19 protein-coding genes and 2 tRNA genes are annotated in these 22763 nt (G+C 62.6%); 2 read left to right on the forward strand and 19 right to left on the reverse strand.

Annotated features, from left to right (window positions below; all coding sequences use genetic code 11):
* Positions 1-59 precede the first annotated feature (59 nt).
* The 6 genes from LD110_RS04550 to leuC form a co-directional block, all read right to left on the reverse strand.
* Positions 60-1226, reverse strand: coding sequence for a D-alanine--D-alanine ligase family protein (locus LD110_RS04550; RefSeq protein ID WP_225496693.1), 1167 nt, complete (start codon positions 1224-1226; stop codon positions 60-62).
* Between the two features lie 2 nt (positions 1227-1228).
* Positions 1229-2281, reverse strand: coding sequence for an NAD(P)H-dependent glycerol-3-phosphate dehydrogenase (locus LD110_RS04555; protein WP_225496694.1), 1053 nt, complete (start codon positions 2279-2281; stop codon positions 1229-1231).
* Positions 2278-3054: a 1-acyl-sn-glycerol-3-phosphate acyltransferase gene (locus tag LD110_RS04560; protein WP_225496695.1), complete on the reverse strand. Its 777-nt coding sequence runs from the start codon at positions 3052-3054 to the stop codon at positions 2278-2280. Before LD110_RS04560 ends, LD110_RS04555 begins: the two co-directional genes overlap by 4 nt.
* A 12-nt stretch (positions 3055-3066) precedes the next feature.
* A complete protein-coding gene (murA, locus tag LD110_RS04565; RefSeq protein ID WP_225496696.1) occupies positions 3067-4392 on the reverse strand; it encodes a UDP-N-acetylglucosamine 1-carboxyvinyltransferase in 1326 nt (441 codons plus the stop codon).
* Positions 4393-4541: 149 nt separating this feature from the next.
* Positions 4542-5141: a 3-isopropylmalate dehydratase small subunit gene (leuD, locus tag LD110_RS04570; RefSeq protein ID WP_225496697.1), complete on the reverse strand. Its 600-nt coding sequence runs from the start codon at positions 5139-5141 to the stop codon at positions 4542-4544.
* Between the two features lie 10 nt (positions 5142-5151).
* Positions 5152-6600, reverse strand: coding sequence for a 3-isopropylmalate dehydratase large subunit (gene leuC, locus LD110_RS04575; RefSeq protein WP_225496698.1), 1449 nt, complete (start codon positions 6598-6600; stop codon positions 5152-5154).
* A gap of 112 nt (positions 6601-6712) precedes the next feature.
* Between leuC and LD110_RS04580 the strand changes: the two genes are divergently transcribed.
* Together LD110_RS04580 and LD110_RS04585 are read left to right on the forward strand one after the other, a co-directional pair.
* A complete protein-coding gene (locus LD110_RS04580; protein ID WP_225496700.1) occupies positions 6713-7432 on the forward strand; it encodes an IclR family transcriptional regulator in 720 nt (239 codons plus the stop codon).
* Between the two features lie 223 nt (positions 7433-7655).
* Positions 7656-8198, forward strand: a complete 543-nt coding sequence (locus LD110_RS04585; protein ID WP_225496702.1) for a DUF1697 domain-containing protein — start codon at positions 7656-7658, stop codon at positions 8196-8198.
* Positions 8199-8258: 60 nt separating this feature from the next.
* Here LD110_RS04585 and LD110_RS04590 read toward each other — a convergent pair.
* From LD110_RS04590 to LD110_RS04650, 13 genes are all read right to left on the reverse strand, one after another.
* Positions 8259-8331 (reverse strand) — tRNA-Glu (locus LD110_RS04590).
* Positions 8332-8461: 130 nt separating this feature from the next.
* Positions 8462-8533: transfer RNA gene (locus LD110_RS04595), tRNA-Gln, on the reverse strand.
* Positions 8534-8737: 204 nt separating this feature from the next.
* A complete protein-coding gene (locus LD110_RS04600; RefSeq protein WP_225497300.1) occupies positions 8738-9457 on the reverse strand; it encodes an HAD family hydrolase in 720 nt (239 codons plus the stop codon).
* A gap of 10 nt (positions 9458-9467) precedes the next feature.
* Entirely contained in the window at positions 9468-10988 is a 1521-nt protein-coding gene (gltX, locus tag LD110_RS04605) for a glutamate--tRNA ligase (protein ID WP_225496704.1), read from the reverse strand.
* A 68-nt stretch (positions 10989-11056) separates the two neighbouring features.
* The gene (locus LD110_RS04610; protein WP_225496705.1) at positions 11057-11833 is read right to left on the reverse strand and encodes a fumarylacetoacetate hydrolase family protein; all 777 of its coding nucleotides are present in this window, start codon (positions 11831-11833) and stop codon (positions 11057-11059) included.
* A gap of 112 nt (positions 11834-11945) precedes the next feature.
* A complete protein-coding gene (locus LD110_RS04615; protein ID WP_225496706.1) occupies positions 11946-12725 on the reverse strand; it encodes an MBL fold metallo-hydrolase in 780 nt (259 codons plus the stop codon).
* A gap of 19 nt (positions 12726-12744) precedes the next feature.
* Complete coding sequence (locus LD110_RS04620) at positions 12745-13857, reverse strand: branched-chain amino acid aminotransferase (RefSeq protein ID WP_225496707.1); 1113 nt, start codon at positions 13855-13857, stop codon at positions 12745-12747.
* A gap of 157 nt (positions 13858-14014) precedes the next feature.
* Positions 14015-15079, reverse strand: coding sequence for a 3-isopropylmalate dehydrogenase (locus LD110_RS04625; protein WP_225496708.1), 1065 nt, complete (start codon positions 15077-15079; stop codon positions 14015-14017).
* 114 nt (positions 15080-15193) lie between these two features.
* Complete coding sequence (locus LD110_RS04630; RefSeq protein WP_225496709.1) at positions 15194-15847, reverse strand: class F sortase; 654 nt, start codon at positions 15845-15847, stop codon at positions 15194-15196.
* Positions 15848-16129: 282 nt separating this feature from the next.
* Positions 16130-16936, reverse strand: a complete 807-nt coding sequence (locus tag LD110_RS04635) for a hypothetical protein (protein WP_225496710.1) — start codon at positions 16934-16936, stop codon at positions 16130-16132.
* Positions 16937-17428: 492 nt separating this feature from the next.
* The gene (metG, locus tag LD110_RS04640; RefSeq protein ID WP_225496711.1) at positions 17429-18988 is read right to left on the reverse strand and encodes a methionine--tRNA ligase; all 1560 of its coding nucleotides are present in this window, start codon (positions 18986-18988) and stop codon (positions 17429-17431) included.
* Between the two features lie 77 nt (positions 18989-19065).
* Positions 19066-19821, reverse strand: coding sequence for an ABC transporter ATP-binding protein (locus LD110_RS04645; protein WP_225496712.1), 756 nt, complete (start codon positions 19819-19821; stop codon positions 19066-19068).
* On the reverse strand, positions 19818-22619 hold the full coding sequence (locus LD110_RS04650; RefSeq protein WP_225496714.1) for an ABC transporter permease: 2802 nt from the start codon (positions 22617-22619) through the stop codon (positions 19818-19820). Before LD110_RS04650 ends, LD110_RS04645 begins: the two co-directional genes overlap by 4 nt.
* Positions 22620-22763: the final 144 nt, after the last annotated feature.

The raw sequence follows: 22763 nt of genomic DNA on the forward strand, positions 1-22763 counted from the left end.
AGGGTGCCCCGGTAAAACTGAGCAGCCCGGGCACCGTTCAGGCACCCGGGCCATCACATTTAGCGCAATCCGGTCTTCCGGTTCAGCGCCAACTGGATGAGTTCGTCGATGAGGTCCGGGTAATCCACGCCCGTGGCAGCCCACATCTGCGGGTACATGCTCTTGGGGGTGAAGCCTGGCATCGTGTTGATCTCGTTGATGATGATGTCGCCCTCGGGCGTGTAGAAGAAGTCCACCCGGCTTAGCCCCTCGGCCCCCACGGCATCGAAAGCCTGCGCCGCCAGGTCCCGCACTCGGGCAATCGCCTCGTCCGGGATGTCCGCCGGGCAGCTCAGCGAGGCACCGTCGTCTTCAACGTACTTCGCGTTGAAGTCGTAGAACTCGTGCGTTCCTGCTGACACGACGATCTCTCCCGGGAGGGATGTCCGGGGTGCGTCGGTGCCGCGCCCTTCGAGCACAGCACACTCAATCTCACGGCCAACGATTCCCGCCTCTATGACAAGCTTGAGGTCGTGGCGCCGGGCTTCCTCGATAGCGGCATCGAGTCCATCGAGTGAGTCCACCTTGGAGATGCCCATTGAAGAACCCGCCCGGGCGGGCTTGACGAACACCGGGTAACCGAGCTTGTCCACACGCTTCCGAACGGCTTCAGGGTCGGTGGCCCACTGTCGATCAGTCACAGCGATGTAGGGCCCCACGGCAAGCCCTGCCGATTCGAAAACAACCTTCATGAAGTGCTTGTCCATGCCCACGGCAGATGCCAGGACACCGGCTCCCACGTATCGCGTATCGGATAATTCGAGGAGTCCCTGAATGGTCCCGTCCTCACCCCACGGACCATGAAGCAATGGAAAAACAACGTCCACTGCGCCAAGTTCGTGCGGTACATGGTTGGGTTCGGTCACCACAAGCTGATGCTCTCCGCCGATCTCGGCGAGTGTGACGGTCTTGCCTGACGGTTCTACTTCCGGCAGGGAGCCAGCGCTGAGGGACCACTTGCTCGTGTCATCGGATGCCAGCACCCATTGACCGGTCTTGGCAATGCCGATCGGAATGATCTCATACCTGCTCCGGTCGATGGCGCCCATGACGCCCGCGGCCGTGACGCAGCTGACGGCGTGTTCACTGGATCGCCCGCCGAAGAGGATGGCGACTCGGGGCTTCCTGCCAGCGCCCGGATTGGCGTCGGGCGCAGTGGCATCGGGAGTGGAATGGTGGTTGGACACAGTCAGTGATCGCCTTCGGATTTCAGTTCACGGGCCAGCAGCCGCGGGCCCAGTTCATCGACGGAGAGCTTGCCTTCCAGGACAGCAACGACGGCGGCCGTGATGGGCATGTCAACGCCCAGCTTCCCTGCCAGTTCGTGCACGGCATGTCCGGATTTGATGCCCTCCGCGGTTTGCGTCATGGTGGCCGCGACTTGTTCCAGGGTCAACCCCTGGCCAAGGAGCCGCCCGGCGGTGTGGTTCCGGGACAGCGGCGAGGAGCACGTGGCCACAAGGTCTCCGAGACCCGCAAGCCCCGCCATTGTGTGCGCCTCGCCCCCCAGGGCCAGGGCTAGTCGCGACGTTTCCGCCAGCCCGCGGGTGATCACGGATGCTTTGGTATTGTCGCCCATTTGCTTGCCCTCACAAATTCCGACGGCTAGCGCAATGACGTTCTTGACGATGCCGCCAATCTCAACCCCAACCACGTCAGTGCTTGTGTACGGGCGAAAGTACGGTGCCGTGCAGCAACGCGCGATCCACTTGGCTGTGTCCTCGTCGGTACAGGCGACGACGGACGCCGTCGGCTCCTGGCGGGCGATTTCCATCGCGAGGTTCGGCCCGGACACAACGGCAACACGATCCGCCGGGACACCGAGTTCCTCGGAGATCACCTCGCTCATGCGCGCGTCGGTGCTGAGTTCCAGGCCCTTCATCAGGGACACGACGACGGCGTTCGGGCTGAGCAGCGACTTCCACTTACGCAGTTGGAGACGGAGCGACTGGGCGGGGACGGCAAGGACGACGAGCTCCGCACCTGAGAGGACGGCTGCGACGTCGGTGGATGCCGTAATACGTGCCGGAAGCGGGATTTCCTTGAGGTACTGCTCGTTCCTATGTACTGCGTTGATCTGTTCGACGACTTCATCGCGCCGGCCCCACAAGCGAATACCTCGTTCGGTTCCAGCGGCCTGGGCGGCGTCGGCGAGGATCTTGGCGAACGTCGTGCCCCAAGACCCTGCACCAAGAATGGCTACCACAGACGGCAGGGTGCGCTCGGCCGCTTGCTGGCTCATTTGCTGCCTGCCCCACTGTCCGCAGAAGGGCTGCCGCCGCGTTCGTGGAACCGACCGTGCTTGGACTGGCTGTGGGCCGATGGATCCCACCGCATTGCGGGAGGTTCCTGTCCCCGCAGCGTGGCCAGCAATTCGGTGATGGCTTCCATGATCTTGTCGGTGGCTTCAGCCAGGGTTGTCCGGTCCAGTGGACGGTTAGCGAAGCTGCTCAGGTCCACCGGATCACCCACCAGGATGCGCGAAGTCTTTCGCGGAAACAGGTAGAAGCGTTTGGCGTAGCGTGGAAACACTTCGTGGGCACCCCAGTGCGCCATGGGAATCACGGGCGCCCCCGTCTGCAGCGCCAAACGGGCGGCGCCGGTGTGTCCCTTCATTGGCCAGAGATCCGGGTCCCGAGTCAGCGTGCCTTCCGGATAGATGATGATGGCACCTCCCGCGTCCACCACCTCCTGCGCCACTTCGAGCGAGCGGTTGGCTCCCGCCGTCGAACGCTCAACCGGGATCTGGCGGGTGGCGCGCAGCACTGCGCCGATCACTGGCACTTTGAAGAGGCCTGATTTGGCGAGGAAGTGCGGCGGCCGCTTCATGTTGTAGAGCATGTGCCCCACCACAAGCGGATCGATTTCGGTGCAGTGGTTTGGAGCCGCGATGAAGCCGCCAGCCGGCAGCTTCTCCGTCCCCTCCCACTTCTTGGCCATCAGCAGGTTAAGCAGGGGACGCGCAATCCCGGCCAGGATCACGAACGTGGCGCGGCTCTTGGCCGATTCCTTCAAGTTATCCCCCGTTTATTTCTCTGCGGCGATATCGAAGTCGGCACCGAGCCCGGCCAGCTTCTCGGTGAATCGCTCGTAGCCGCGATTGATGATATCGATGCCCGTGACCTTCGACGTACCGGTGGCAGCGAGGGCAGCGATGAGGTGGCTGAAGCCGCCGCGAAGGTCGGGGATGTCGATGTCGGTGCCCTTCAAGGGCGTGGGTCCGGAGATTACCGCCGAGTGCAGGAAGTTTCGCTGGCCAAAGCGGCAGGGCACGCTGCCCAGGCATTCGCGGTGCAGCTGGATGTTGGCGCCCATCCGGCTCAGGGCCTCCGTGAAGCCAAAGCGGTTTTCGTACACGGTCTCGTGCACGATCGACACGCCCTCGGCCTGGGTCAGGGCGACCACCAGGGGTTGCTGCCAGTCCGTCATGAAGCCAGGGTGGACGTCCGTCTCCAGGACCAACGGGGTCAGCTTGCCGCCGGGGTGGTAGAAGCGAATTCCGTCGTCGCCTATGTCCATGCCGCCGCCCACCTTGCGGTAGGTGTTGAGGAAGGTCATCATGTCCCTCTGAGAGGCGCCTTCGACGAAAATGTCGCCGCGCGTTACGAGCGCAGCCGAGGCCCATGAAGCGGATTCGTTGCGGTCCGGGAGTGCACGGTGGTTGTAGCCGCCAAGGTCCTTGACGCCTTCAATGCGAATGGTGCGGTCCGTCTGGACGCTGATGATGGCGCCCATTTTCTGCAGGACTGCGATGAGGTCGATCACCTCGGGCTCTGTGGCGGCGCCTTTGAGTTCCGTGATGCCTTCCGCGCGCGTGGCGCTCAGGAGGACCTGCTCCGTGGCGCCTACGGACGGGTAGGGCAAGGAAATCTTGGCACCCTGAAGGCCCCGGGGTGCGGAGATGTGGATTCCGCCCGGGCGCTTTTCGACGACGGCACCGAACTGGCGCAGCACGTTCAGGTGATAGTCAATCGGCCTGTCGCCGATTTTGCAGCCACCGAGGTCCGGAATGAAGGCCTCGCCGATCGCGTGGATTAGCGGCCCGCAGAAAAGGATCGGAATGCGCGAGTCGCCGGCATGAGCGTCAATCGCCGTGCTGGGAGCCGTTTTTGCGTCCTTCGGGTCGAGCGTCATGTCACCCGTGGCGGGGTCCTTCTGGACCGTCACACCGTGCAGTTGCAGCAGGCTGGTGACAACTTCCACGTCCTTGATTTCCGGGACGCTGCGGAGCACCGAGGGTTCATTGCCGAGCAGGGCTGCCACCATCGCCTTGGGGACCAGGTTCTTGGCTCCGCGGACGGAAACCCGCCCTGTCAGCGGAACGCCTCCACGAATTGTCAGGACACTACTCATCTATACCGATTTCCTCACGACTTTTAGCCCCCCAAACTTTCAAAGGCTCCAGCTAAGCATAAAAGCTGGCGTTACCGAACCGAAATGCGGCGCGCGCCGTACACTCAGGCACGGTGCACGCCGCATTATCGGGGCAGTGTGAAGAAAGATTAGCTGCGGGCGGGCAGCGTCTTTGGTTTGAAAGACGGGCGCGTCGCCTCGTAAGCCGAAATTGCATCCTCGTGCTGGAGGGTCAATCCGATGTCGTCGAGGCCCTCCAGGAGGCGCCAGCGGGTGTAATCATCAATGTCGAACGTGGCCACGACGTTACCGCATTCGACCGTCTTGGAGACGAGGTCAACCTTAACCTCGGTACCCGGCGCATTTTCGAGGACCTTCCAGATGAGCTCGATGTCATCTTGCGCCACAACCGCGGCAAGGAGGCCCTGCTTGCCTGAATTTCCCCGGAAAATGTCGGCGAAGCGGGAAGACAGGACCACCTTGAAGCCGTAGTCCTTCAACGCCCAGACGGCATGTTCACGGGAAGATCCGGTGCCGAAATCGGGGCCTGCGACCAACACGGAACCCTCCGTGAATGGCGCTTGGTTCAGGATGAAGCCAGGATCCTTGCGCCACGCTGAGAACAAGGCATCCTCGAAGCCGGTGCGGGTGATCCGCTTGAGGTAGACGGCGGGGATGATCTGGTCCGTGTCGACGTTGCTCTGGCGCAACGGTACGCCGATGCCTGTGTGGGTGGTGAACTTTTCCATGTGCGTGCTCCTAGGCGGCGTCGGTGGAGAAGGCAGGGACGGTCGGCTCAAGGTCCGACGGCGAGCTGAGCGTTCCGCGCACTGCGGTTGCTGCTGCGACAACCGGAGAGACGAGGTGCGTTCGGCCGCCCTTACCCTGCCGACCTTCGAAGTTGCGGTTGGACGTGGAAGCGCACCGCTCCCCCGGCTGAAGCTGGTCCGGGTTCATGCCGAGGCACATAGAGCACCCGGCGAAGCGCCATTCCGCACCGAAGTCCTTGAAAACCCTGTCCAGGCCCTCGGCTTCGGCCTCCAGGCGTACCCGTGCAGACCCGGGAACTACGAGCATGCGCACGTTCTGCGCCTTCTGGCGGCCTCGGACGACGTCGGCAGCCGCGCGCAGGTCCTCGATGCGGGAGTTGGTGCAGGACCCCAGGAAGACGGTGTCCACCTCGATGTCCTTCATTGGGGTACCCGCTTCGAGGCCCATGTACTGGAGGGCGCGTTCCGCCGCGAGTTTGGCGTTCTCGTCGCCGAAGTCCTCCGGGGACGGCACCTTGTCAGAGAGCGACACGCCTTGGCCGGGGTTGGTGCCCCAGGTGACAAAGGGTTCCAATGAGTCGGCATCCAGGAACACTTCCGCGTCGAAGACCGCGTCCTCGTCCGTGTGCAGGGTGTTCCAGTAGTCGACGGCGGCATCCCAGTCCGCGCCTTCCGGCGCGTGGGGGCGGCCCTTCATGTACGCGTATGTGGTTTCATCCGGGGCCACCATGCCGGCACGGGCACCGGCCTCGATGGACATGTTGCAGATGGTCATGCGCGCTTCCATGGACAGGGCGCGAATTGCGGAGCCGCGGTATTCCAGGACGTATCCCTGGCCGCCGCCGGTGCCAATCTTGGCGATAACAGCCAGGATGATGTCCTTTGCAGTCACACCCGGGCGGAGGGTTCCCTCGACATTGATGGCCATAGTCTTGAACGGCTTCAGCGACAACGTCTGCGTTGCCATGACGTGTTCCACTTCGGAGGTGCCAATTCCCATGGCCAGCGCGCCGAATGCGCCGTGCGTCGAAGTGTGCGAGTCGCCACACACGACGGTCATGCCCGGCTGGGTCAGGCCCAGCTGCGGACCGACCACGTGGACAATGCCCTGCTCGGCATCGCCCAGCGGGTGCAGCCGGACTCCAAATTCCTTGCAGTTGGCCCGGAGGGTTTCAATCTGCGTGCGGCTCGTCAGGTCGGCAATCGGCTTGTCGATGTCGAGCGTGGGCGTGTTGTGATCCTCCGTCGCGATGGTGAGATCCGGACGGCGCAGCTTTCGCCCAGCCAGGCGAAGGCCTTCAAAGGCCTGGGGCGACGTCACCTCATGGACAAGGTGAAGGTCGATGAACAGCAGATCGGGCTGGGCATTGGCTCCTTCGCCTTCACCCTTGCGCACGACGTGTGCATCCCAGACTTTTTCGGCCAGTGTGTTGCCCACGGCCTGCTCCCTTCACTGCGGTGAACTCTACTCCCCCACTGAATCAGCAGGGGCTTCGGATGCGCCAGTAAACGAACTTGCATCTCAGATATTGAGACGGCAATATCATTACATGGACAATTCTAGTGGAGTCGGTGTCATTGATAAAGCAGCCCAGGTGCTCGATGCCCTGGAAGCCGGGCCCACCACGCTCGCCCAGCTGGTAGCCGCAACAGGTCTCGCCCGGCCCACTGTGCACCGCCTGGCACTCGCCCTTGTCCATCACAGGCTGGTCAGCCGGGATATCCAGGGCCGGTTCGTGCTGGGTAGCCGACTGGTCGAACTGGCTTCGGCCGCAGGCGAAGACCGCTTGATCGCATCCGCAGGGCCGGTTCTGATACAGCTGCGCGACGCCACCGGGGAAAGCGCCCAGATCTTCCGCCGCCAGGGCGACTGGCGTGTGTGCGTGGCTTCTGCGGAACGCCCCATCGGGCTCCGCGACACCATTCCGGTGGGTACGCAGTTGTCCATGAAGGCCGGTTCCGCGGCACAGGTCCTGCTGGCTTGGGAAGACCACGACCGGCTGCTCGAGGGACTTCAGAATGCCCGCTTTACGCCCACCGTGCTGGCTGGAGTGCGGCGCCGGGGATGGGGCCAAAGCCTGGGTGAACGCGAACCCGGCGTTGCCTCCGTTTCCGCACCTGTCCGCGGGCCGTCCGGACGTGTCATCGCGGCTGTTTCCATCTCCGGACCTATCGAGCGGCTCACTCGCCAGCCGGGTCGCCTGCACGCCGAAGTTGTGTGCAACGCAGCCCGCATGCTGACCGAGGCCCTGCGCAAAAACAACGACTGAAGGCTTCTTCACAAGAGCGCCAGCCGTGGGGCGGCGTCGCCTATTGGCGGCACCGCTACGCACCAACTGAGCGGTAGGGAAGCGGACGAGTGGCCCTGTGCAGGGTTGGCCCGGCGCTGTTTCACACAGCGCCAGCCGTGGAGCGGCGTCGCCTATTGGCGGCACCGCTGCTCACGAACTGAGCTTAGGCAAACTGACGGGTGGCCCTGTGTAGGGTTGCCCCATGAACAGCTATGCGGTATTCCTGCGCGGCATTAACATCGGCGGCGTCACAATCAAAATGGCGGATCTTCGGAAAGCCCTCAGCGAAGGACCCTTCAGCAAGGTGAAGACACTTCTGGCCAGCGGAAACGTTGTCCTGGCCTCCGAACTTGATTCGCAGGCGGTCAAGGCAGCCGTCGAGGCGAAGCTCCGGGAATCATTCGGGTACGACGCCTGGGTTGTGGTGCTGGAAGCGGAACGGGTTGCCGAGCTCGTGGAGGCCTGCCCCTTCCCTGCCGACGACAAGTCGACTCACAGCTACGTCACCCTCGCCTCGGACGCCGCAATGCTGGATGAACTGAGCAAGGCTGCGGAAGGCATGGACGGCGTACGGTTGCTCAGGCTGGGGTCCGAGGCCATTGCATGGCTGGCGCCCGCTGGTGGCACACTCGAGAGCCCCTTCAGCAAGCTCTCGTCGAAACCTCGATACAAATCCACCACCACAACGCGAAACCTGCGGACCCTCATCAAAGTCCGCGACGCGGCGGCGGTCCTGCAGAAATAGCCCCGCCCGGGAGTACGAAAAAATCCCCCGGAACTTTGGTAGTTCCGGGGGATTTAATTGTGACCCCAGCGGGATTCGAACCCGCGTTACCGCCGTGAGAGGGCGGCGTACTAGGCCGCTATACGATGGGGCCTTGCACTTTTGTTATTTCCGTTTCCGGAAATCAAGCTCAATGAGTATTTCACACATTTCGCTTTGTTCCAAATCAGCCTCAACCGATTTGATTCTCCGATTTCCCGCGAATTCTCGCGGTTTTGTCAGAGCTGGGATACCAGGACTCGAACCTAGAATGACGGTACCAGAAACCGTAGTGTTGCCAATTACACCATATCCCATTGGCGCTTTCAGTACTGCTCGGCTGGCCTTCTCAGCCCTCCGTGCCCCTCAGCACGAGTAATTACTCTACCCGACAGTTTGGAGCCGCACAAATTGAGGTCGTGTAGTCTCCGACACAGTTGCGCGCCGCCGTCAGACTCACCACGGCAGGTGCCGCAGTCAAAGGTCGACGGCGGCACTTGCCGCTGGCGGTGACCGCCATTTTAGGCCAGCAATTGTCGCAGGGAACTTACCTCCGGCCCCTTGTAGCCGTCAGCCGCCTCAGCACTCCGGTTCAGCCAGACGCCCCGAAGTCCCGCCGTGGTAGCACCGACGGCATCCACCACTTTGTTGTCCCCGACGTACAGCGTCCGGCCCGCCTGGGTGCCCAGAAGCCGGACACCCTCCAGGAAGATGGCCGGATCGGGCTTGGGGACTCCAACCGTGTCCGTTCCCACAAGCAAAGTGATGCGTTGCAGGCCTGCGCTGTCCAGCTTTGCCCGCTGATAGTCGTGGACGTTATTGCTGATGGCCCCGTAGGGCATCCCGACTGCGTCCAGTGCATCCAGCACAGGGAGGACGTCCTCGAAGGCTCGGACAAAGGTTGGCTGCAGGCGGGCGTAGACATCAAGCCAATTGTGGGCCTCGTCCCCCTCGCCCAGTTCAACGCCGAAATGACCCAGGGCCGCGCGCCCGCGGAGGAGCCGTTGTTCGTTGAAGGTCAGCTCCCCCGCGAGGTAGCGGTCATAGTAGTGAGTCGTCTCATGGGTGAAGATCCGGCCGAACTTTTCCCAGCCGGCCGTGTCCATTGAAGGCAGGAGATGCTCACTGGCACGGCGAAGCGCCCGGGTCATCGCCGTGGCAAGGTCCACAAGGGTGTCGTCGATGTCGAACAGGACGGCATCCACCCCCGCAAACGGCGGAGCGAGGACAGGACGGAGCAACGTCTTGGATTCAGCCGCGGAAGGCACGAAGCCTGCCAAGGGACGAATCCTTGCCCAGGATCACCATGGATTCGAACAAGGGCGGCGAGACTCGGCGGCCCGAAATCGCAGTACGGACCGGGCCAAATGCGAGCCTCGGCTTGATGCCAAGGTCTTCCACCAGTGCCTGCTTCAGGGCAGTCTGGATGTTCTCAGCCGTCCAGTCCGCAACGGGCACGAGTGACGCAATGGCTGCATCGAGCACTTCGGTCAGGTTCTCCGGCAGGCCCTTGCGCGCGTCGTCGGCAATAGTGATTTCGTGGTCCGGCTTGAACAGGAAGGCAAGCATGTCCGGCGCCTCGCCGAGCAGTGTGATGCGCTCCTGGATCAACGGTGCGGCTTCCTCAAGAATCTGTTCCTGGCGTGCAGTCAGGATTTCGCCAACCAGACCGGCCATTCTCAGGTAGGGAACCAGCCTTTCCCGGAAGTCCTCGGGCGAAAGCATCCGCACGTGCGTTCCGTTGATGGCCTCCGCCTTTTTAAGGTCGAACCTGGCTGGGTTTCCCAGGACGTCATGGATGTCGAAGTTGGCAACGAGCTGCTCCACGCTGAAGATGTCCTCGTCAGCGCTGAGCGACCAGCCAAGGAGGGCCAGGTAATTCAGCAGTCCCTCGCGGACAAAGCCACGTTCACGGTGCAGGAACAGGCTGGATTCGGGGTCCCGCTTGGACAGCTTCTTGTTGCCTTGGCCCATGACGTAAGGCAAGTGGCCAAACTCCGGCATGTACTCCGCCACGCCAATGGCGTAGAGGGCGCGATAAAGCGCAATCTGCCGCGGGGTGGAGCTCAGCAAATCCTCTCCACGGAGGACATGCGTGATGCCCATCAGGGCGTCGTCCACAGGGTTGACGAGCGTATACAGCGGCTGGCCGTTGGCACGGACAACAGCGAAGTCGGGCACGGACCCTGCTTTGAAGGTGATATCCCCACGCACAAGGTCGGTGAAGGTGATGTCCTCGTCCGGCATCCGGAGGCGGAGGACAGGCTCCCGGCCTTCGGCCTTGTACTGGGCCAGCTGTTCCTCGGTCACGTGGCGATCAAAGCCGTCGTAACCCAGCTTTGGATCACGACCAGCCGCGCGGTGGCGGGCTTCGATCTCTTCCGGGGTGGAGTAGGACTCGTAAACATGCCCGCCAGCCTTGAGCTTGGCGATGACGTCCTGGTAAATGTCGCCGCGCTGCGACTGCCGATAGGGCTCGTGCGGCCCTCCCACCTCAACGCCTTCATCCCATGAAATGCCAAGCCACTTCAACGCCTCGAGCAGCTGATGGTAGCTCTCCTCGCTGTCGCGGGCCGCGTCGGTGTCCTCAATCCGGAAGACGAGCTTGCCGTTGGTGTGCCGCGCATAGGCCCAGTTAAAGAGGGCAGTGCGGATGAGGCCGACGTGGGGGGTCCCGGTAGGCGACGGGCAGAAGCGGACACGAACAGGCGTATCGGCCGTCACCGCGGGGATGGAACTTGGAGTGGAGTTCAACGCAGAGGCTGTAGTCATAGTGACTCCAACTTTACCGGCTACCCGCCGTCCCCCGGCTCGTCTGTTGAAGAGTCTGTGATGCCGGGCTAGCGCCGAACGATGGGATTAGAGAGACGGCCGATGCCCTCGATCTCAACCTCGTAGCGGTCGCCTTCCCTGACCAGTCCAACTCCTGCCGGGGTGCCGGTCATGATGACGTCCCCAGGCAGCAGGGTGAATGCCTGGGAGGCAATAGAGACCAGCTCACGCACTCCGTGGATCATCTGGCTGGTGTTGCCGTCCTGGCGAAGTTCTCCATTGAGCCAGCCCTGCACTGACAGATCCTCGGGGTCCAGTTCCGTCTCAATCCAGGGACCCAATGGAGCGGAGGTGTCAAAGCCCTTCGCGCGGGCCCACTGGAGCTCCGTCCTTTGAATGTCCCGGGCCGTGAGGTCATTGCCACAGGTGTAGCCAAAAATCACGTCGTCCACGCGGTCTTCCGGCACATCCTTGCAAATACGCCCAATGACAACGCACAACTCCGCCTCGAAGGACACCTCTTCGGAGAACTCGGGGAGGATGACGGGGTCGTTGGGACCAACAACCGCCGTGTTGGGCTTCAGGAACAGCAGTGGCTGCTGCGGCACCTCGTTGCCCAGCTCAGTGGCGTGCTCCGCGTAGTTGCGGCCGACGCCAATGACTTTGCTGCGGGGAATGATGGGGGCGAGCAGCCGCACGTCCTCCAATTTGTGCCGAATGTGGGTCCGCTCGATGCCGCTGAAGAAGGGGTCCCCGTGGATAACGGTGATCTCTTCGCTGCCAGCTTCGCCTTCAACGACGCCGTAGAGGGGATCAGAATCGACTACAAACCGGGCAATTCGCATGGTTCCAAGCCTACAGTCAGGCCGGGTGTGAAACTGACATCCCGGAACTGGGCTACCCGACCCCGGTAGCGACCCTCTGGGCGTCAGGATCCCTGCACCGCCACGGAGCAGCTTAGGAGCGCAAGTAGTCCAACTGCGCCGCCACCGACGTCTCGGCGGCCCAACGCACAGAAGGGTCGACGTCGGGGTAGACAGCATCGGTGACCGCCTCCACTCCGGCGTCCTCCCCCAAATCCGCCAACGCGGCCCGAATTTGGTCCAGCCGCTGGTGGCGGTGGGCACGGTACTCGCGGCAGAGGGCGTCGACGGCGGGACGTACCGGTCCGTGCGCGGGCAGCAGGGTGGCCGGTCCGAGCGCCTCCAACGCGTCAAGGCTCGCGAGGTAATCGCCCAGCCGTCCGTCCGGGTAATCCAGGACGGTTGTCCCCCTGCCGAGGATCGTGTCGCCGGTGAGGACCGAACCATGGGCTCCGTCATACGGGAGGTGGAATGACACAGAATCCGAAGTGTGGCCGGGTGTCGAGATGACGCGAATCGTGGTGCCACCGGCGGAGATGGCTTCACCGTCCACCAGCGGCTCTCCACCGTGGCAATGTTTGGGGTCGGCGGCGCGCACGGGCGCGCCGGTCAACTCATGGAAGCGGGGCGAGGCTTCGGTGTGGTCCCGATGCCGATGCGTGATAAGTACAACGTCGACGACTCCGGCGCCCGCCAGGATGGCAAGGTGCTGCTCCTCGAGCGGGCCCGGATCCACGATGGCCACGTGACCGGATTCGTCACCGATGACGTAGCTGTTGGTTCCGTCCAGGCTCATGGGCCCCGGGTTAGGGGCGAGCCTGTACCTGGTCAGCGGGCTGCTGCGCCGGAATTCGTCGTCGTTCTGCTTGGTCACGGAAGTTAGACCAGGACTACTAAACCAGGCGGCTCAGCCAGCCGTGCCTGTCCGCCACTGTGCCGGTCTGGATTCCCAGCAGCTCCTCGCGGATAGCCATGGTGACTTCGCCTGCCTTGGCATCATCGGATCCGATGTGCTCGGTGCTGTCTTTCAAGAGGCCGATGGGGGTAATGACGGCTGCCGTTCCGCAGGCGAAGACTTCGGCGATGTCGCCGGAACCGACGCCGTCGCGCCACTCGGCGAGGGTGATCTTACGTTCAGCAACGTCGCGACCCATGTCCTTTGCCACCTGGATGATGGACGAGCGGGTGACGCCCTCCAGGATGGTTCCGGTCAGGGCCGGCGTCACCAGGGAGCCGTCCTTCATCACGAAGAACACGTTCATGCCGCCAAGTTCCTCAACGGCGTCGTCGTTGAAGTGGTCTAGGAAAAGGACCTGCTTGCAGCCGTTGGCCTCAGCCTCCTGCTGCGCGATAAGCGACGCGGCGTAGTTGCCGCCGCACTTCGCGGCGCCCGTGCCGCCGCGGCCTGCGCGGGCATATTCACGGGAAATCCAGATGGAGACAGGCTTCAGTTCCCCGCCGAAGTAGTTCCCGGCGGGCGAAGCGATCACCCGGAATGAGACTTCGCGGGCAGCACGCACGCCAAGGAAGGCCTCCGTTGCGATCATGAATGGCCGCAGGTAGAGTGCTTCGCCGTCACCGGAAGGCACCCAGTCGCGGTCGGCGGACACCAGCCCGCGGATGGCGCCCAGGAAGTATTCCTCCGGAAGCTCAGGCAGGGCCAGGCGACGGGCAGAAGAGTTCAGTCGGGCGGCGTTGGCTTCCGGGCGGAAGGCCCACACCGAACCGTCCGCATGGCGGTATGCCTTAAGGCCCTCGAAGATCTCCTGGCCGTAGTGCAATACCGCTGCGGAGGGGTCCAGTGAAATCGGACCGTAGGCCTCAATTCGGGCATCGTGCCAGCCGCCGTTACCCTCGGGGTCGACGGTGTAATCGACAATGGCGGTGTGGTCCGTGAAGTAGTTGCCAAAGCCCGGATTAGCCAAAATGGCCGCGCGCTCTTCGACACCCTTGGGATGTGCCGAGCGCTGCAGGGTGAATTCGACGCCGTGGGCAGTCTGGGTCATTGTTCCTCCACGTTCGGCTGCCAGCCGTCGCTGGATAATGCAGGGCGGCCACTCCAGCCGGAAAAGTCGGTGAAGTCAGCGGCCTGGAACATGGTTCAGCGTCGGACCACGGCAGCAGGTAAGTAATCCAAGTCAAGCTTACGCCCGACCGCGGCGCCTACAGCGCCGCTGCGATGGCGTCGCCGATTTCGGCTGTGGTACGGGATTTTCCGTCCCTGCCTTCGACGTCGGCGACGACGGCGGCCTCGATCTTGCGGGCCGCTCCGGCGTAGCCGAGGTGGTCGAGAAGCAGTGCGGCGGACAGGATTGCCGCCGTGGGGTCCGCCTTCTGCTGGCCGGCGATGTCGGGCGCCGAACCGTGGACGGGTTCGAACATGGACGGTGCGGTGCGGTCCATGTTGATGTTGCCGGATGCGGCAAGGCCGATGCCGCCGGTGACGGCGGCGGCCAGGTCAGTGATGATGTCGCCAAACAGATTGTCCGTGACAATGACATCGAAGCGGGCCGGATCTGTCACGAGGAAGATGGTGGCTGCGTCGATGTGCAGGTAATCGTGAGTTACCTCGGGGAACTCCTTGGCGACGGCCTCAACGGTGCGCTTCCAGAGATGTCCCGCGTAGACAAGGACGTTGTGCTTGTGGACAAGGGTGACGTGCTTGCGAGGCCGCAGGCTGGCCCGGCGGAATGCGTCGCGCACCAGGCGCTCCACGCCATGTGCGGTGTTGATGGAAACTTCGGTGGCCACCTCGTGGGGGGTGCCCCCGCGGAGGGTGCCGCCATTGCCCACGTAGGGACCTTCCGTGCCTTCGCGAACCACAATGAAGTCAATCTCGCCGGGGTTGGCCAACGGGCTGCCCACGGTTCCGTAGAGACGCGATGGGCGGAGGTTTACGTAGTGATCCAAGCTGAAGCGCAGCTTGAGGAGCATTTCGCGCTCGATGATGCCGGACGGGATCCGAGTGTCTCCGGGGGCCGCGCCCACCGCACCGAACAGGATGGCATCACGGGTGCGCAGGTCATCCAGCACCTCGTCCGGAAGCGTCTCTCCCGTCTCCAGCCAATGCTGGGCACCCAGTTTGTAGTGGGTCTGCTCCACCGTAACGCCCTCGGCGGCCGCCACCTTGTCGAGGACCTTCAGGGCCTCTGCAATGACCTCAGGGCCAATGCCGTCGCCTGGAATGACAGCCAGGTTGATCGTTGCGGTGGGGTTCGGTGCGCTCATGGATTCAGCGTAGCGACGGCATCCACATGGTGGTCAAAAACGTCTCACAATCCGAACGGTGAGGCGGGCGCCTTTTGCATGCGCAGATGATGCCGCCAGCGGAAAGGCCATTGATCAGCCAAGGGGTGAGGCGACCACCGTGACATTCGTTCCCCACGGGTCCTTTGAATAGCAGCTGATCAGGACCAGCTTGTTGGGCATCACCGCCCAGATGGGGCTGTCCTTGAGCGTCGCCTTGGTGTACGTGGTTACCGATTCCACCCGGTAGGCCAGGACACCCGCTGCGGTGGTAACAGTAAACTCATCCCCCGGAGCCGCCGCGGTGCTGAGGTGATTGAATGGCGCATCCTGGTCCACCCAACTGTGGCCGATGACGTAGGTGGTATTCGTCGAACCCGTGCCCGGAGAGCCGTACGACGCCAGCCAGTATCCGTCTTTCGTCTCCGGAGGCTCAATGCTCTGGCTTGCTGTCGAAGTGCTGTCCGGGTTCAGGACATGCACCACAACGTCCATCCCGGCTTTGGGGTATGTGATGCGTTCTGGGACCGCCGCTGCCGGAGCTCCTGCCTGAACTCGGGCGGCAACCGCCCCGGGGGGCGTTGGCGCATCCGTGGGCTTTGACGCATCCGTGGGCTTTGACGCGTCCGTGGGCTTTGACGCGTCCGTGGGCTTTGACTCCGAAGTGGGCGAGACACCCGGCGAAGCTTTGGGACCCGGAGTTGCGGCAACGGCGGCGGAGGTGGCCTCAGCGTCCGAATGGGCTGCCACAGCGTCATTGACAGACCTGAACCCGGCCCCGGAACTTGCCCAGAAGAGCCACGCGGTGATCAGTCCCAATAGACACGACGCCAGCACAATAGCCTCACCCGGTCCTAGCAAGAAGCGGTCCCGCAGCATTAAACGGTGCTTCCGTGTGACCCTATGGCGTTGCGTTGATGCTCCCATGTGACGCTTCGTCCCGACCTCGGGGACCATGGTGCCTCCTGGCGATAGAGCTGCGGGTGCCGCGCCCTCAACGGCACGGCACCCGCAGCGGTCCCTTTGATCCCTCTAGTGCTTTGCCTTCCCGGACCGGGCTTGTGCCCGCCAGAGGACAAGTGCGGCCGCTCCGGCGAAGCCTGCGCTCAGTGCGAAAAGCCAAGCCGGGATGTCAGCGGCGGAAGAGGCCCCCACCGCAGTCTGAACGTTGAAGCCCACATTGGCCGGTGCCGCGGCTCCCCCACCTGGGCTCGACGTCCGCGAAGGAACGGGCGCCGCTGTGTGAGTCACGGTCGGCGTCGGGGTAGGGGCGACGGTGGGCGATGGTGATTGCGACGGGGTCACCGTTGGCGTCGGAGTGACCGTTGGCGTTGGCGTAACGGTCGGGGTAGGCGACACGGTGGGCGTAGGCGTGACAGTCGGCGTGGGCGACACGGTGGGCGTAGGCGTCACAGTCGGCGTAGGCGTGACAGTCGGGGTAGGCGTCACTGTCGGCGTGGGCGTCTCGGTCGGGGTAGGCGTCACAGTCGGCGTAGGCGTGGGGGTGACAGTCGGCGTGGGGGTGACAGTCGGCGTGGGGGTGACAGTCGGCGTCGGAGCCGCCGCAACGCAACCGGCCTCAAGGAGCTTAATATTTGCGGGGGTAAGATTTTGCCCGTTAGGGAAATCCGTTCCCGAATTGACGGGAATAATATCGCCGGTGTCCCCCGCGTGCGCACTCAGCGCACTGAGGTTAATCGTCTCGGCGATATACGGATTATCCGCCGAACCGGTGGCATGGCAAATGGTGATCTTGGCAGGTGGGGCCGCATTCGCAGACACCGCAATGCCCAGCAGCCCCAGGCTGGTCACTCCAAGAGCGACAGCAATTCTCTTCATTTAGGGTCCCCCCAATCCAAATTCGTATCAAACCGACCAACTGTGCGGAGTAACCAAATTTGGAACAGGAAAGACAACCATTTGAGACCTCAAACAGCGACATGAGTTGGTGACAGTTACTCCCCAGAAAGTGTCATCAGTTCGCGTGCGATTTCAGCGTAGGGTCCCGCTTCCGCCAAGTCCCGAGTAGTTTGTACTCGAATACTTGTCTCCGACTACTTGTTTCAGGCCGCTTTCCACTCATTTGCATTCGACTGAATACTGAGTTCCACAAGGACGGCAATATTGAATCAAAATGAGCGCAATTTTTGGTCAAGATCTGCGGCAATGTTAAATCAAGGAGGCCCGCAAAAAGCTTCCAATTCATGGAACGGGAGTGAAATTTCGCCACCGGGACAAAAACGGACACCCCGTCATGCGGCTATTCCTATCCACATGACGGGGTGTCCAAAAAGCCAAGGGTCTTTCTTCGCCCTTGAGCCGATACCGGATTCAGGCCCCGGCCGGCTCCTCATACCTGGGAAACACCGGCGTCGGGGCCGGAAGCTCAGTCCCTGGGACGATTGGGGTGCCGATTGCCACGAACTGACGAGCGTCGCCATCCGGCTGTCCGAGGGTCCCGAGCAGCTTCGCCGCAGCCGAAGGCATGACAGGCTGGACAAGGATTGCCACGATGCGGACGACCTCCAGCGTCACATACAGCACCGTGTTCATGCGCTCTGGGTCAGTCTTTCGGAGAACCCAGGGCGCCTGGTCGGCGAAGTACGCGTTGGTATCGCCCAGCACGCCCCAGATTGCCTCCAGGGCCCTGCTGAACTCCTGCTTTTCAAAGGCTGCCCGCGCGGTGTCCAGCAAAGCACCTGCCTGGTCCAGGAGAGCCTTGTCTTCCGCAGAGAATTCGCCAGGTACCGGGACTTCGCCTTCGCAGTTCTTGGCGACCATGGACAGCGACCTCTGCGCAAGGTTGCCGAAGTTGTTGGCGAGGTCCGAGTTCATTCGGCTGACGATGGCCTCGTGGTTGTAGCTGCCATCGGCTCCGAAGGGAACTTCGCGCAGGAAGAAGAAGCGCACCTGGTCCAGGCCGTACTGATCCACGAAGTCCCGTGGAGCAACAACGTTGCCCAGTGACTTGGACATCTTCACACCGTTGTTGGTGAGGAAGCCATGGATCATCACACGCTTCGGTAGATCCAAACCCGCACTCATCAGGAATGCCGGCCAGTAAATGGCGTGGAACCGCGAAATGTCCTTTCCAATGACGTGAACGTCGGCAGGCCAGAACTTGGTGAAGGACTCTGAGTCGATGTCCGGAAAGCCGGCGCCTGTGAGGTAATTCGTCAGGGCGTCCACCCACACGTACATAACGTGCTTTTCATCCCCGGGCACCGGAACGCCCCAGTCGAAAGTGGTTCGGCTGATAGACAGGTCCTCGAGGCCACGCTTGACGAAGCTGATGACCTCATTGAAGCGGTACTGTGGCGCACCGAACTCGGGCTGGCTTTCATAGAGCTCAAGGAGCTTGTCCTGGTAGGCGGACAGCCGGAAGAAGTAGCTTTCCTCCGCGGTCCACGTGACCTCAGTGTCAGTCTCCTTGGAGTAGCGGACTCCGTCGTCTTTGACGACTGTGTCATCCTCGGCGTAGTAGGCCTCGTCCCGCACGGAGTACCAGCCCTCGTATTTGGACAGGTAGATATCGCCGTTTGCTTCCATCCTTTTCCAAATGGCACGGCAAGCGGCGTAGTGGTCTTCATCCGTGGTACGGATAAAGCGGTCGTAGGAGATCCCAAGATCAGCGCTCATCTGCTTGAACGCGGCCGAGTTGCGGTCGGCCAATTCCTTGGCTGTGAGGCCTTCCTTTTCCGCCGATTGCTGCATCTTCAGGCCGTGCTCGTCGGTGCCGGTCATAAAGAACACCTCATGACCGTCCAGTCGCTTGAACCTGGCCATGGCGTCCGTGGCGATGACCTCATAGGCGTGACCGATGTGCGGCACGCCGTTGGGGTAGCTGATGGCCGTGGTGATGTAGAACGGGGATTTTTCTGGAGACGTCACTCTATGAAGTTACCTTCTCTTGGGGTGGAACGTGCCGGACCGGCCACATGTGAAGGCCGGTCCGGACACATTCTGCGCTAGTTCAATTCGGTGAGCGTGTCGCTTAGCCGCACGAGTTCATGGTCGTGCGACGCCACGAGGACCGCGATCCCGTCGTTGGTGGTGTCCTTGAGAATGCCGATAATGCGGTTGGCCGACTGCCGGTCCAGGCTTGCCGTCGGCTCATCCACAATCAGCACGCGAGTGCCAAGGATCAACGCGCGGGCAATGGCAACGCGCTGGCGTTCACCACCGGACAGTTGCGACGGCCGGTGGCGCATCCGCCGACCCAGGCCGACGAGGTCCAATAGGTCCTTCGCCATCTCCCGACGCTGCTCGACTTCGCCATCCGGCACCGCCGGCAAGAGGACATTTTCCAAGGCACTCATGCCGTCGATCAGCGCACCGCCCTGGTCGACGTAGCCGATGAGGGCACGACGGCGATCGGCGATCTCATCGTCGCTCATGGTCTCGAGCGAGTCGCCCTCCCAAAGCACGCGGCCCGACGTCGGCAGGGTCAGTCCGGCGCCGACGGTCAGGATGCTGGTCTTACCGGAACCGCTTCGTCCGGCGACGCAGTGCATCTCACCGGCGTGCAACGTCATATTGAAGTTGTCGACGACGTTGACGGGCTCGGAACCGCCCTTGCCTCCGCCGTAATGGATGGTGATGTCGACCAGCTCAAGCGGCGTGGCGTGGTCTTCTGATTTCACGATGGAGTTGGCGCGCGTCTTGAGTGACGCGCTTACCGAAGCGCGGCGCGAAGTCAGCTCGGAGTTCAGCTTGTCGCTCATTTGACTACTTTCGTTGCAATCGGGATCCAGCAAAGTACAGCGATGAGGCCAGCCAGGCCTGCCCATAGCGCGGCGTAAGGTGCCAGGGCCAGGCCCAGGGCCAGCGCACCCAAAACGCCGAGGGGCAGTGCCACAGTCCCCACAAGGGCATGCTCGAAGAATCTGACCTGGCCCAGCATGTCCGGGTTCCAGCCCATGGCCTGAAGGGTTCCGATGTACTGACGCTTGGCCTGCAATTCGAAACGTCCGGTAACGAGGGTCAGAAGCAAGCCCACCAACACACCGGAGAACGCCAGGAGGATGCTCGGCACGGCAATGCTGGCAGCCGCCAGGCCGCTCAGGGCACTGGCACCGGCCGCCCTGGGGATATCGATCAGGACGGAGATCAGCGCACCCACAGCCGAACCGAAGACACCCACAGCGACAGCGAGGGAAATCGAGTTGAAACGGTGGGTGGTCAGCTGGCGGTTAGCGAACGTCAGCGGCGAGTCGATGGTGATCAGGCGCTCGTCGTGCTGTGGCTCCTGGTCGATGACGTGCTGGTGCTTGAGCTGGCCGGCGGCGAGGAGTGCAGCCGTCACATAGATAGCCAGGACCGTGACCGAGACGATGATGGTGGCCAAATTCCAGCTCAGCAGGCTCAGCGCCACTCCTGCCGCGGCCAGCAGGCCGGCGCCGACGCCAAACTCCTCGAGTACCCAGCTGCGGATCTTTTTCTGTGTCCAGCCCATGGCGCGCAGGATCCCCGCCTCAGTCCGCCTTTGGCGGATGTAACTGACAGTCGAAGCTCCGGTCAGCAGGGTCGCCCCGCAGAGCGCAAGGAACAACAGCGTCAAGTTGGTTCCGGTGAGTGAGCCGGAAACAGCGTCAGCCGCATCCTGGCGCACCCAGGACTGCTGGACGGTACCCAGATCAGTTTCCTTGCCGGCGTCGTCCTTCTTGTAGCCGGGAACGAAAATATTGGCGTCCTCACGCGCAGAACCGGCCACGACAGTGGCCTCAAGACCCATGGCGCGGATCTCGTTAGCCAGCTTCTCCACTTCTGGCTGTGCCTGCTTCCAGGTGCCCGCGGTCTTCGCACGGACTCGAACCGCGTCAATGACGTTGGCATTCGAGTCGTAACCGCGGGCAGCGGCCAAGCCGTAAAAGTCCGTGATGGCACCAGCAGACTGGCTGACCAAGCCCGTTGCGCTCAGCGAGGGCTTGAGGGCTGCATTTCCGGCATCCTTACCGTCGGCACCCTTGCTCAGGGTCATCGGAGTGGGGTCGTAGCCGCCCAGCGGGAGACGGTTGACATCTCCTGCTGCGTCCTTGACCTGTTGGGGGTCGAATGTGCCATAAACAATGGGAAGCGGGGTGGCCGGCTTCTTGCCTGTTTCAAGGCCCTCACGGTAGGAGCGCTCGTCCACGGGCTTGCGCTGGGTCTGGTCCACGGCGGAACCGTTGGAAGCCTTGTCAGGCAGGCGGTTGACCGTTACCCACTCCCCCGGCGTAGCGGTTTTGGACGCGGCACCATTTGCAGCGTCCTCGCCGTCCTTGTACACCGGAGCCTTGGCAAAATCGGTGCTCCATTGCGCTGGGTTGTATAGACCCTGTCCGAACGCTCCATTGCCGAGCAACTGGCTGTGGTCAGTTGAGCCGGGCCATGCCAGGGCAAATGGAGACCTGGATACGAAGGGAAGGTAGTCCTTGTCCAGCGAACGAGTCACCGTGCCGAGATCCTGGACCACCTTGCCCGAACCGTCGATCTCCTCGATCTTGACGGAGTACTTCAGGTCCAGGGACGTGCCCGAACGGACAATCAGCGGGATGGCCTGGGAATCTGCGGTCAGCTGGCCGTTGCGCTTGGCCTGCTGGTACTGGGTCATAAGGGGTGCCCAGTACTTGAGCTTGACGCCAAGGAAGTCCGGGCCTTCCTTCAGCTGGTCCATGCCGATGCCGCTGGTGAACAGGCTCTCGAAGTACCGCCCAATAGCGCCTGCATTCCGCGCGTCTGCGGGCGGAGCCTTCTCAAGCGGCGTCAGGAAGTCGCCGGCCGAGCCGAGCAGCGCGCGTTCGGCGGCGGGGTCGACGGCGACGACGGACTCCGTCACCTGCGGCGCCAAAGGCAGGGCGACCGAAAGGTTGAAGAGGTTGTGCTCGGAGCCGCCGGCAGGGGCGGGGAACTTGATGCCCGTCTCCCCCGACGGTCCTGCGATACGCGTGCTCTTGCCCCCCGGCGTCTGCTCCTCGATGACGCGGCCCTTGCCAAGGGAGCCTTCTGCGCTGGTCTTGAAGAGTGTCTGCTCGTTGACACCGTCCGAGCTCACGGCGCTGGCAGTGAGGCGGTAGGTCTTGGGCTTGTCGCTCAGGACGGATTCTGCTGCCGGCCATTTGGAGGCATCCGTTGCGTCGGGCTGGCCCACCGTGGCGGTGCCAACCAGGCCGGCGTTGTAGCCAAGGTAATCCATTGCGTCGAGCCGCGGAGTTTCAAGGTTCTGCGTCACGCGGGAGACAAGGCTGATCGGCGCGGCGACGGATGTACCGCCGAGGCCCCGGATGCTGTCAAGCTGCTCGAAGCTGATGCCGCCCTGTCCACTGGCGATTTCAGGCTGGATGAGTGCACCGGTACCACTGGAGTTGCCGGCTTTGGCTCGTACGAGGATGTCGTACAAACCACGGGAATTCTCGTCGACTGTCCGGTTCAGGGCGGCCTGGGACTGCCCTTGGACGAGGATCGACAAACACATTGCGATGATCAAAATGGCCGCGGTCAGCAGCAGCACGCGGCTTCTGATGAACCTCTGGACGGCGTTCATTGGGCTCCCTGAGTCCTTAAGCTAGCGGGCGCACACACTATGTCCCCATCCAGTGGAAGCACAGGCGTATCCAAGGGCTGTGTGCTAAAAGATCTTGGCCGGCCTGCCACCGGGTCCGAAAACCGAACCAAGCCATTGTACGCA

Source organism: Arthrobacter sp. M4 (assembly GCF_020251205.1).
Classification (GTDB): Bacteria; Actinomycetota; Actinomycetes; order Actinomycetales; family Micrococcaceae; genus Arthrobacter.